Source organism: Roseomonas sp. CECT 9278 (genome assembly GCF_918698155.1).
In the GTDB taxonomy this organism is placed as follows: Bacteria; Pseudomonadota; Alphaproteobacteria; order Acetobacterales; family Acetobacteraceae; genus Neoroseomonas.
The window spans coordinates 47,229-57,799 of sequence record NZ_CAKKLX010000002.1 but is presented as its reverse complement, the minus strand read 5'-3'; the positions used below and the strand labels follow the sequence as shown (position 1 = coordinate 57,799).

The following is a 10,571-nucleotide window of genomic DNA, read 5'->3' as shown; positions in this document are numbered from 1 at the left end:
TGCGCGCCCCGAGGCAGGGCGGAGGATGGCGCGGCGATGCGGTGGCGGATGGCCCTGGCGATGGTGGTGCTGGCCGGCGGCGCGGCGCAGGGGCAGGACCTTGCCGCGCTGCAGGCGCGCGCGGTGGCGGCGCTGGGCGAAGGCTACATCGCGCAGGTCGAGGACCAGCGCATGACCCTGACCTGCCCCGGCTGCGACGGCGCGCCCGCGGTCGAATTGCGGGTCGGCCGCCAGGAGGACGGGACCGAGGCGCGGCTGCGCTCCGGCGCCACGACCATCGCCGTGCTCGACCAGCAATGCCGCGGCCGCAACCCGACCTGCCGGGTGCAGCGGGCCGACCTGGGGCCGGCGGTGGGCTGGGTCTCGGCCTATCGCGCCGGCGCCGTGGCCGGGTCCACGCTGGTGCTGCTGCGCGACGGCGCCATGGTGATCGCGCGGTCGGTCGCGGGGTCCCCGGAGGTGGCGCGCGGCAATATCGAGAAGCTGCGCGCCGAGGTGCTGCCGGCGCTGGTGGCCCCCTGAGCGCGGCTGGACGTCGCGGCGGGCGCGCGCGAAGGTCGGCCGCATGAGCATCGCCGCCGCCATCATCCCGGTCACGCCGTTCCAGCAGTAGTTAACCCCATGCCTGGGTCGGCACGGGGGGACCCGGAAAGGCCCGGCAAACCGCCATTCATGGTATTCCCCGGTGTGGCGTGGCATGGTGCAGCCCGTGCTTAGAGGGTGCATAGCCAATGCTGACCGAACGCGTGATAGCCGCGCTGAATCCGCCCGAAGGACAGGCGCAAATCCGCATCCAAGACGAGCGCCAGCGCGGCCTCTACCTGGTTGTCGGCAAGGCGACCAAGACGTGGATGCTCAAGCGTCGCAACCGCTGGGTCCGCGTGGGAGGCTGGCCCGCTCTCAGCCCCGCCGCCGCTCGCCAGCGCACGCTGGAACTCCTGGCCGCCGACGACACGGGGCGCCCCATGGGGCTGACCGTGGAGGCCGCATACGGCCTCTGGAAGAAGCAGAAGCCGCGCGCCGCATCCACGCTGCGGAATCACCGCGAGTATCTCACCCTGCACTTCGGCGACTGGCAGGACACCGACCTAGCGAAGATCAGCCGCGTGGACATGCAGCGTCGGCATGAGAAGGTCACACGCGACCGAGGCCCCAAGGCAGCGAACAACGGGGCGAAGGGGTTTCGGGCGTGGTGGTCCGCCGCGCAGAAACTCGACCCGCATCTGCCCGCCTGCCCCACCATCGCGATCAACTGGCACGCTCAGCGGCCGGTGGATGAATCGGCCTTGCTGGCACGGCTTCCTGAATGGAGCACGGGGCTGGACACGGCCGTCGTCAATCCGCTTCGCCGCACCATGCTCCGCTTCATGTTGTTGACCGGCCTTCGCAGCGGCGACGTCAAGACCATGAGATGGGACGCGATCCGGGGGGACACGCTGTTCGTGCCCAATCCCAAAGGTGGATCCTCCAAGGCGTTCACTCTGCCGCTAACCGCCGCCCATGTTGAGCTCCTTGGGCAAGCCCGGCCGCATAGCCGGGGGCAGCGCGTGTTCCCGCTGTTCAACGCAAGGCTCAGCCCCGGCGAGGTCAAGCGGTTCGGCGACCTTCGCTGGTCCCCCCACTCGCTGCGTCGCGTGTTCATATCCACCGCGGTTGAGGCTGGCCTGACCCCGTTCGAGATCGCCCTGCTGGTGAATCACAAGGTGCCGGGGGTGACGTTCGGATATGTCGCCAAGGCTAGCGACATGCGGCCCGCCATGGAGAGAGTGGTAGCCCGGCTGCAAGCGAGACTTGCGGCGGAATAACTCCCTGGGCTACCCTAGCAGCGGCCCCGGCACCGCGAGGTTTGAACCGGTCAAGCCCACCCGAGAAAGACCCGCACACTCCCGGCAAGGAGTGAGGCTCCCCGCCAGGAGCCCGCGTGCGGCGGAGCCCAAGGCTCTAGACGGGGGACAACCCGATATTCGGGACCCCCGCTATGAGTCTGCGCGCAGAAGTCGCCGCTTGGCCTGACGAAACTCTCCTCCGTCGCAAAGAAGCCGCCACCTACCTGGATTGCCGGCACCAACTCCTTGAGGAGTGGGCTGTCCAAGGCATCGGCCCGAAATACATCAAGAACGGTCGCTGGGTCCGCTACCGCATGGGCGACTTGCGTGCCTGGGTGCGGAAGCACGAGCGCCGCACCATCAATCGTCGCCGGGTGATCCTCGGCCAGGGGGTGGCGCTGTGATCGCCCGCCTGTGGATCGGCCTTGGGCTGTCGTTGATCGGCTTTCTGGCCCTGACCCACGGCAGCCTTTGGCGATAGGCCCAGCGCCCCCTGCCCGAATGCCCATTCGGCCTTGCCCGGTAGCGCCAAGGGAGCCGCCCTGGCCATGCGCCCGCACCCATGCACCGGCCGGCACCGCAGAGGGCTCAGAATAGGCCCCCTGGCAAGCCCTGTTACTCAGAAAGCACATCGCTCGCATACAGAAACATGCGGGCTAGTCACGTCAGCGACGCGCCTGCCACACTTTAAGTATTCATATGGAGTAATTCTATGGACCTGCCCGAAGTCGTGATCAGTGACGATCTGATGGCCCTCGGTATTTTCCGGTCTCGTCAGACGATACACTGGCAAGTCAAGAATGGGAAACTGCCGCGTCCCCGGATGCTCAACAACCGCTACGTCTGGTCCAAAGCCCAGATCGAGAAATACTTGGAATGGAGGGAGACGTGGGCGCTGCGACACGCCATCAAGCCTCGAAAACATTCGCGCCCGCCCCTGGGTGATCAGGAGCGGGCGCAGGAACTCATCCCCGGAAGACATAGGCCAGTAGACCGCCGCCTCAACTCGGCAATCCAGAACATCAAGGATCAACAAGATGTCTGACGATAATTATAGCAGCGAAAATCCCGACGCGCAAGCATTAGATGGCAGCGACTACGAACGCTCGCAGGACCTAGGGACAACCGTCAAGCGGGCGCGGGCGCTCTACAAGAAAGGTATCTCCCCCGTTCCTGAGGATCATCCGGTCGGCATCTATCTTGCGAGCCGTGGATTGCTGCCCCTGCTGGAAAATGAGCGGCATCTACTCAAGGTTCAGTGCGATGACCTTGATCCGGCACTAGACCTTGACCTCGACTATTCGGGTTTCTGGCTGGTGGCGCCCCTGCTGGACAAGGACGGGTTGATCGCCGCCATTCAGCGGACAGCCGTCAACAAGCAGGGGGAGAAGGTCAAAGTCGGCACTCGCAACGACCGCATCACGGTTGGCGAAGCATACGGGGCGGCGATCTGCCTCGGCCAGCCGAAGGACGGCGTGCTGTATGTCGCCGAGGGGCTGGAAGACGCCATGTCCGTCGTCCGTCTCTTTCCGGGCTCGTCCTGCTGGGCGTGCTGCGGCCGGCGCGGCATGGAGGAGATAGATCTTCCCCCCGGCCTGAGGGACCTGCGTATCTGCGCGGACAATGATCCGGCCGGTTTGGACTCAGCGCAGAAACTGGCGATGCGTGCCGTGCTGGCCGGTAAGATCGTGCATATCTTCGCCTCGCCCATGTCGGGTCACGATCCCAACGACGTGTGGCGCGAAAAGAGCGACATCGTGCCCATCCTCCAGGGGTGGATCGAGCGTCTCACCCTGTTCTCGCAATGGCGGTCGCTGTCTGCCGGGGAGATTGACCTTCGCCTGCGCGATCTCGCCAAGGCTAGCGGCGTCAAACTCGGCTCCATTCAGGTTGAATGGAAAGGGTTCATCAAGGCGGCTCGGCCTAAGCGTTCGATCGTCGCAAGCGGCGTCTCCGATTCAATCCGGCACGCGGCTACCGCCGGCTACCGCTTCAACCGCGAAGGCATCAAGCCCAGCGACATTGTCAACGCGATGATCGCGTTCCAGCGCATCGGCCTGACCGCGCGCCTGGACCTGTTCGACATGAATCTGTTTCTTGAGGCGGCGAATCCACAATCGCCGATCGTTGCCATTCCCCAGGCCCCACTTCACGGCATGGGGGGTGCCGTCGCTCTGCGCGACGAACTCCTGTCGCCCCTGATCGCGTTTATCGCCCTGCGCGAAGGCGTCACCTTCTCGCCGCCGATGATCCATTCGGGGCTGGCCGCCCTCGGTCACGCTGCCCGGCAGCACTCCATGCAAGACTGGCTAGAGGCGCGCGCAGCCTGGGATGGCACGCCGCGCATGGCCAAGGTGCTCCAGGAGGTCTTCGGCATGGCGGCAACCCCCCTGAATGAGTGGGGTTCGGCGGCGCTGTTCCTCGGGCAGGCGCTTCGCATCTTGTATCCCGGCGCCAAGGTGGACGTGATGAATGTGCTCGTTGGTGCGTCCGGCTACCGGAAGTCATCCTTCGCGCGCGCCATCGCTGCCGGGGGGCCGGAGAGGTTCACCGATGCGCGGCTGAACGTGGACGACCCGCGCCAGGTCTTGGAGCAAACGCTCGGCAAGACGGTGGTTGAATGGGCCGAGATGGAGGGGTTCAACAAGTCGGATTGGGAGTCGCACAAGGCGTTCCTCACCCGCACGGAAGACACCGGGCGCATGGCCTATGGCCGCGCGACGCTGAACATGCCTCGCGGGTTTATCAACGTCGGCACTGTCAACGGCATGGACTTCATACGGTCGCAGGTCGGCAGTCGGCGATTCCTCCCCCTGCCGGTGCAGCGCATGGGGGACTTCACCTTCCTTACCGCTAATCGGGAGCAGATTTGGGCCGAGGCGAGGGACACTGCGAAGGCGATCATCCAGGCGGCAGGGGGTGCCCGGCCGGAACTCGCGGTGCCGACCGAGTTGTGGGCCGAGATGGAGGCGACGCTGGCGGCGCACACGCGGCTGAGCATCTACGCCATCACGCTGGAGCCATTTCTGGAAGCATTCCCCGACGCCGTGATCCGGTCGGCCGACGTGCAGAAATTCCTAATCGGCCATGGGAGGTCGTGCCCAGACAAGGAGATCGGTGACGCCATGCGTGCGCTCGGGTTCCAACGGCCGGACAACGCCTTTGAGCTCGCGGCGATTGATAAGGGTGCGAAGTGGAGGGGGTGGTATCGCGGTGAGAAGCCGGGGGGCGGGGATATCGTCGGTCGGCTTTTGACGATTCACCGCGACATGGACATCAGCAAGCCGTCCTTCGTTGTGTGGCAGCCGACCGCCACCCTTGCGGGAGCGCAGGCCGCGTCTGCTGCGGATGCCGCGGACCCCACGCCCCCAACGCCAACCCCCCGCCTCGTGCGCCGGAGCCGTGGGCCGTGGGCCGTCGTAAACTAGTTGCCGGGCCGCTTTCTTACTATACCCCACACCACCCACACTAAGAATAGTCAAAGGGTATATAGTGCTAACGGGTAGATGGCTTTTGCGGCACACAGTAGCCATAAGGCAACCCCTTTTAGGGGGGGGTTACTGTGGGGGCTCTCCTAATTCAGGCGAAGCCTAATGTGTGACGCGCTTAGGGGGTGAGGGCTGCCCCAGCCGGGAGTGGGGGGGGCCATTTCCACCTTTGTGACGCCGCTTTCTCAACCGGCCAAACCAGATCATTCCTAAATTCTACAGAAAAAATCATAATTCCAAACCGCATACTTGGGCAGAAAACCAGTATTCCCTAACTCTTAATCTTATTCGGTTCACCACCGATATTGTTGCGACACAATGTTTCCGGACTCTTGCCCGGAATTGTTCTGGCTACGGAACGGCACCTCCCGGCAGAACGGTTGCACGGCGCCCATGGGGGGCACCGCTGCAAGGACAAAGCCCATGACCGACACCACCGCCACCACCAAGTCCGCCAAGCCGGCCAAGGCTGCCAAGCCTGCGACCGAGGCACCCGCCGCCGAGGCACCCGCCAAGACCAAGACTGCCAAGCCGAACCTGGACGGCCAGAAGATCACGGTTCTGGTGCAGGACCCGAAACTTCGGGGCACCCGCGCCGAACGCTGGCCGCTGGTGCTGGCGTCCAAGACGCGGGGCGAGCTGGCCCAAGCCCTGAAGGATGGCGGCTACAAAAACCCGGTCGGCGGCATGCTGAAGTTCATGGTCGAGCGCGGACTGGTGCGCCTTGGTTAGGATCGTGCGGCGCGGCCGCATGTTCCTGGTGCTGGTGCAGACCGCACGGGATCATTGGGAAACCGTGCTGGTCACAGCCGACAAGGCCGCAGCCGACGCGGCATACGCGAAAGCCCTGGCCGACACCTAGGCCGGGGGACTATGCCGGGGGCAGAGGGGGTAGGGCGAAAGCCTTGCCCCCTTTGAACATGCCCTGATCATTGCCACGCCCTGCCAGCCTAGACCACCGCCCGCCCGTCGGCCGGCCATGGCCACGCCGCGCCGCGCATAGGCGCCCACTGGACCGCCCCTGGCGCCCGCCCGCCCTATGGCACCGGCCACCCTGGCGCACTGGCTCAGATGCGGCTACCGGCACACGGCACGCGCCGCGCTGGCCGGCCATGCCCCCTGCCCCTGCACCCTGGCGCACCGACCGCGCCGGCACCGCTCGCATCGCGCACGTGGGAACTGAAACATGCCAAGGCATCGGTCCTCCCTGCGTAGAGACGAATGTTCCCTAGCGGTTCGCAGATTAATGCGGCCGTAGGAGATGGCTGGCTGGACTGTCAGGCTTGTGAGGAATACCTGTCTTTACATGGATTAGTCTGTTTGGCTGCCTCCCGATTTCCAGCCAATCCTAAATCTTGTGGGACCTGTCGCAATCCGTCTTTCTACATATAGAGGGAGAAACTGTATTCGTCCGCTCGCAATGCCGGCGCGCTGGCCACGGGCGGGGGAGTGGACAAAAGTTGGCTTGAAGGCCGAAACCGACACGGCCCAGGGCGCAAAGTTTTGTTTGGCCCTGAGGGTCCCTTGGCCGCCCCGGACGCCCCCCGGATCGCTCGCAACCTGCCGCGACCGCGCCGGCACCGCGCGCCGGGCCGTGCTACCATGCCCCCATGCCCCGCGTCCGCCGAACATTCTACGTTCAGGTAGGCGACCTCGTAGTAGTTCGCCGAACCCGCCGAGTAGTCCTGATAGATCGTGGACCCGCCAAGGTCTTTACCCGAAAGCGCGACGCCGAGCGAGCCGCATCCCACGCGGGGGGTTGGATCGTCGAGTTGCGCGGCAGACAAACCGCAGAAATAGGCTGGCCGTGGAAGTAACGCCCTAAACTGAATCTTGTCTTTACTTGCACCTGTGGTAGAATTTCTCCTGCATTACTTCAACAAGCAGGAGGGCCCCGGGCCATGCGTGTCAGCAAATCCGAATTCGACGCCATCATCCGAGGAACCGCGGTGATCGCGAAGATCGAGGCCACGAAGGCCGCCGCGCCCCTGCACAACGAGATCGCCGCCCTGAAGGCCGAACTGTTCGCGATCAAGGACGCCATCCGGCAGATGCGCGAGCAGCAGGCACTCGCAGCCCGGACGCCCGCCGCCGTGCGCGCTCGCTACGACGCGATCCAGTGACACCCCGGAAGCCCGTCAGCCTCTCCTACGCCTTCAACATGATGTGCCGGCTGGGATACGTGCCCGACCTGAACGACGAGTTCCGGGTTCGGGGGGAGGCAGTCCGGCTGATCGTGGTGGATGACGAGGTCGTGGCCCGAACGCCCCAAGGAGACCGCCCGTGGGACACCTTCACCCGAACGCTGAGGCCCCAGGGATGACCCCCACACTTCACGTTCCGCCATCGTGGCCAATGACCTGGTGGAGCGGCGACAACTCCACCATCCGCATGAGTTGCCCGGCGTGTGGGGCGTTCTCCCTGACGCTGACGCTGGCCAAGCCCGACAACGCGATCAAGGCCCTGTCCTGCGATACCTGCAACCTGAGCGGATACGAGCAGGTCCAGGCCGCGATGGATTCCTGGGCCGACCGCACGGCAGCCGCCGAAGCGAAGGACCAGGCCGCCCACGCCCAGGCCGCCGCGGAGGCTCTCCCCGAACATCACGCCAACCGCCGAAGGAAAGTCGCATGAACCGCCTCGAAGCGTTGCGAGTTGTCGCCAAGGACCTCGCCAGTCAACGCCCCGTCACCACGCAGATCCCGGCCTTCGCCGGCCTCCCCCAGGAAGCGCAGGATCAACTCCGCGAACTGCTCGGCCCCATGCAGGCTCGGGGGGTGCGGATGGAACTCGACCCCGTGATGCCCGACACGGTCGGCGTGCTGCTGGAAGGTCGCCTGTTCCGCGTGTCGTGTGTCACCAATCGCCATACCGGCGCCCTGACGATCGAGATTCTCGGCCCCAATCTGGCGCCGTGGTCGAGGGAGGACTTTCTGGCCCTCGCGCCGGATGCCGAGGACGAACCGGCCCCCGAGCCCATTCGGTTCAGCCCGATGCCTCCTGCCAAGCGCGCCCAGGCGGAAATCCTGGAGGACGTGCTGCTGGAACTCCGGGCGATCCGCGGGCTGCTGTCCGGCCGGTGACCATCCCGGTGGACCTCGGCAACGGCGACATGGCCGCCCTCGACACGCTGACCGCCAGCCGTCAGGGGCTGGTGGTGGTGCTACTCGATGGCCGGGTCATTCTCGTGCCGCTGTCCTGGCGCGAGGTGCAGGAAGTCACCGAGGCATGGCAGGGGGGACGCCTCGACGACCTGTTGATTCGGCCCCCCTACGTGACATTCACCCGAACAACGGTGCATTGAAATGAGCAACGTAGTCCCGCTCTTCAAAGCCCTCCCCGAACCCGCTGGGGACGCTCGCATCAGCGCCCTCTACTCGGCGTTTGGACGAAGGCCGTTTTCGATATCCCAAGCCGTGGACGTTCTGGACATTTCCTACGACGAGGCCCGGCACATCCTGTTCGCCCACCCGCTTTGCGATGGCCGGTTCCGGGTCAGCCCCTACTCGCTGGGCTTCTGGCTGCTGCCGACTGGCCCCCACGAGCGAGCCGCGCAGACGTGGCAGTCGCAGTATGCGCCTGTGGTCAAGGAACTCTGTCGCAACCAGACGTCATTTAGCGGAGTAGACTTCGCAAAGAAGGCGGCCGTCCCGTTCTCGTCCGCTCAGTATATCCTGAGTATGCTGGTTAAAAATGGACTGTTGACGATTCAGGCCCTGGAAAATGGCGGCGCCGCGACGTTCAGCCTCAACCGCAAGCGCCGCCGTGTGATTCGGGCGTATTAGAGTCGCCCGCGCTATCCTCGCCGAATGACCCGCGGATACGGCAGCCCGACTGCCCGACGCAGCCGCACCTTCTCCGCGATAGCCTGTGTTTCGGGCGACGCCGAGTAGTGTCCGCTAATTGCGCGGCACCGTGCCGCCGCAGAGGGGAAATCCCTCCGTGCGATTTGCACCAGTAAATCAGCGGCCCAGCCTATGAGACCGCAAATCATGTTATCAGACGAGGTGTAACCCCCAAAATCAACGAGAGCGTCGGGCGAAAAGATAAAATACGAAGCCGCATACAAGCGCGCCGAACCCCGATTTATTTAAGATATTATTGATGAATGCACGATCAAAAACCGGATGAATCTCGAGTGTTCCATAGATAATCTGGAGGTATAATAATGAAAAGGCTATGTTTCCGACAATAACCGAAATAAAAACTAATGCGGAAAATGCCAGAGCTTTTATTTTGCTTATTTGAGCCCATTGCATCTTATGGAAAAATAACCATATTATCAGACAGAATATACCTGTAGATAAGAGTAGACTATACCAAGATGCGTTCTTGGCTTCCACAAAAAGCAAAGCAATTAATCTTGTTTGATCCATTGAACCAGCATTCGGCGGATGGCCAGCCCATCCGGCCACAGAGAAACAAGCCTACCAGCAACTCAACAGATCATTCAACGACGACAGCGCCGAGGGCTATCGCACGCCCTTGTCGCCGCGCTGCGCCAGCCTGTTGCGGGACACCCGGATGCCCGCAACGATGTCTGTGGCCGGGGGCGTCTTGCGGACCTCCGCGACCAGCCCCTTCCCACGCAGCCGCTCCTCTCGCATCAACGTCGTACAGACCTTGACTGCGAGAAGGTAGGGGTGCTGTGGCCAGCGGATCACGGCGCGTGGGGTCGCGTAGCGCACGCCTCCCTGTCCTCAACCCCGTGCATGGCCTAGCCTGGGATATGCGCTTCGCACCGCATATGCTGATCTCGCATCAGCAAGGACCGGTCGCTGCGGATGAGCCAAGTTCCCCTCTGGGTGTCCTACCTACAGGCGCTCGCGACGCCCGCCATCGCGCTGCTGGCCGCCGCCATCGCATGGGGGCAATGGCAGACGTCGCGGCAGAAATTTGTGCAGGACCTGTTTGATCGTCGCATGGATGCGTTTGCTCAGCTTCAAATAATTGTTCACAAAGCAACCTTTGAAGATCATCTTGAGGCTCTAGCACTTGTTGTTCAGAACGGCGCAAAAATACGATTTTTGTTCGGCGACGATCTATTTGAGGAGTGCAAGATTCTTACTGATTATATTGCCAGAATGAATGGCATCGTTAAATCAGACGAGCAACCGCCTAAAGAGGTAGACCTACAGAACCTTCGGGACAGATTGCAGAAACAGTTCACGGCGATGGTCCCGATGTTTGAACCTTACATGCGGATGGATCAGATGCTCCCAGGGCGGCTGAGGTTGCTTTAGTGCCTAAGCCGTGC

At 63.5% G+C, this 10,571-nt stretch carries 12 protein-coding genes; all 12 read left to right on the top strand.

Annotation, left to right across the window (positions count from 1 at the left end; genetic code table 11):
- Positions 1 to 36: 36 nt before the first annotated feature.
- The 12 genes from LQ222_RS01615 to LQ222_RS01560 all read left to right on the top strand — a co-directional run bounded on the left by LQ222_RS01615 (position 37) and on the right by LQ222_RS01560 (position 10,557).
- Positions 37 to 522, top strand: a complete 486-nt coding sequence (locus tag LQ222_RS01615; RefSeq protein ID WP_230164045.1) for a hypothetical protein — start codon at positions 37 to 39, stop codon at positions 520 to 522.
- A gap of 209 nt (positions 523 to 731) precedes the next feature.
- Complete coding sequence (locus LQ222_RS01610) at positions 732 to 1,805, top strand: integrase family protein (RefSeq protein WP_230164044.1); 1,074 nt, start codon at positions 732 to 734, stop codon at positions 1,803 to 1,805.
- Between the two features lie 173 nt (positions 1,806 to 1,978).
- A complete protein-coding gene (locus tag LQ222_RS01605; RefSeq protein WP_230164043.1) occupies positions 1,979 to 2,230 on the top strand; it encodes a hypothetical protein in 252 nt (83 codons plus the stop codon).
- 308 nt (positions 2,231 to 2,538) lie between these two features.
- Positions 2,539 to 2,871, top strand: coding sequence for an AlpA family transcriptional regulator (locus LQ222_RS01600; RefSeq protein ID WP_230164041.1), 333 nt, complete (start codon positions 2,539 to 2,541; stop codon positions 2,869 to 2,871).
- Positions 2,864 to 5,254, top strand: coding sequence for a VapE domain-containing protein (locus tag LQ222_RS01595; protein ID WP_230164039.1), 2,391 nt, complete (start codon positions 2,864 to 2,866; stop codon positions 5,252 to 5,254). The genes LQ222_RS01600 and LQ222_RS01595 overlap by 8 nt, the downstream gene beginning before the upstream one ends.
- A gap of 483 nt (positions 5,255 to 5,737) precedes the next feature.
- Positions 5,738 to 6,046, top strand: a complete 309-nt coding sequence (locus LQ222_RS01590) for a hypothetical protein (protein WP_230164037.1) — start codon at positions 5,738 to 5,740, stop codon at positions 6,044 to 6,046.
- 1,217 nt (positions 6,047 to 7,263) lie between these two features.
- Positions 7,264 to 7,437: a hypothetical protein gene (locus tag LQ222_RS01585; protein WP_230164035.1), complete on the top strand. Its 174-nt coding sequence runs from the start codon at positions 7,264 to 7,266 to the stop codon at positions 7,435 to 7,437.
- A 232-nt stretch (positions 7,438 to 7,669) separates the two neighbouring features.
- Positions 7,670 to 7,948 carry a hypothetical protein gene (locus tag LQ222_RS01580; RefSeq protein ID WP_230164033.1) on the top strand — a complete coding sequence of 93 codons (279 nt, stop codon included), beginning with the start codon at positions 7,670 to 7,672 and terminating at the stop codon, positions 7,946 to 7,948.
- Positions 7,945 to 8,397: a hypothetical protein gene (locus LQ222_RS01575; protein WP_230164031.1), complete on the top strand. Its 453-nt coding sequence runs from the start codon at positions 7,945 to 7,947 to the stop codon at positions 8,395 to 8,397. Before LQ222_RS01580 ends, LQ222_RS01575 begins: the two co-directional genes overlap by 4 nt.
- Positions 8,394 to 8,618 carry a hypothetical protein gene (locus tag LQ222_RS01570; RefSeq protein WP_230164029.1) on the top strand — a complete coding sequence of 75 codons (225 nt, stop codon included), beginning with the start codon at positions 8,394 to 8,396 and terminating at the stop codon, positions 8,616 to 8,618. Before LQ222_RS01575 ends, LQ222_RS01570 begins: the two co-directional genes overlap by 4 nt.
- Before the next feature lie 112 nt (positions 8,619 to 8,730).
- Positions 8,731 to 9,099 (top strand): hypothetical protein, encoded by a 369-nt coding sequence (locus LQ222_RS01565; protein WP_230164028.1) that lies wholly within the window; start codon positions 8,731 to 8,733, stop codon positions 9,097 to 9,099.
- 999 nt (positions 9,100 to 10,098) lie between these two features.
- Positions 10,099 to 10,557, top strand: coding sequence for a hypothetical protein (locus tag LQ222_RS01560; RefSeq protein WP_230164026.1), 459 nt, complete (start codon positions 10,099 to 10,101; stop codon positions 10,555 to 10,557).
- Positions 10,558 to 10,571: the final 14 nt, after the last annotated feature.

Excerpts from the sequence above, each read along its gene's own strand:
- LQ222_RS01615 (WP_230164045.1), top strand. The coding sequence starts at position 37 with ATGCGGTGGCGGATGGCCCTGGCGATGGTGGTGCTGGCCGGCGGCGCG.
- LQ222_RS01610 (WP_230164044.1), top strand. The coding sequence starts at position 732 with ATGCTGACCGAACGCGTGATAGCCGCGCTGAATCCGCCCGAAGGACAG.
- LQ222_RS01605 (WP_230164043.1), top strand. The coding sequence starts at position 1,979 with ATGAGTCTGCGCGCAGAAGTCGCCGCTTGGCCTGACGAAACTCTCCTC.
- LQ222_RS01600 (WP_230164041.1), top strand. The coding sequence starts at position 2,539 with ATGGACCTGCCCGAAGTCGTGATCAGTGACGATCTGATGGCCCTCGGT.
- LQ222_RS01595 (WP_230164039.1), top strand. The coding sequence starts at position 2,864 with ATGTCTGACGATAATTATAGCAGCGAAAATCCCGACGCGCAAGCATTA.
- LQ222_RS01590 (WP_230164037.1), top strand. The coding sequence starts at position 5,738 with ATGACCGACACCACCGCCACCACCAAGTCCGCCAAGCCGGCCAAGGCT.
- LQ222_RS01580 (WP_230164033.1), top strand. The coding sequence starts at position 7,670 with ATGACCTGGTGGAGCGGCGACAACTCCACCATCCGCATGAGTTGCCCG.
- LQ222_RS01575 (WP_230164031.1), top strand. The coding sequence starts at position 7,945 with ATGAACCGCCTCGAAGCGTTGCGAGTTGTCGCCAAGGACCTCGCCAGT.
- LQ222_RS01560 (WP_230164026.1), top strand. The coding sequence starts at position 10,099 with ATGAGCCAAGTTCCCCTCTGGGTGTCCTACCTACAGGCGCTCGCGACG.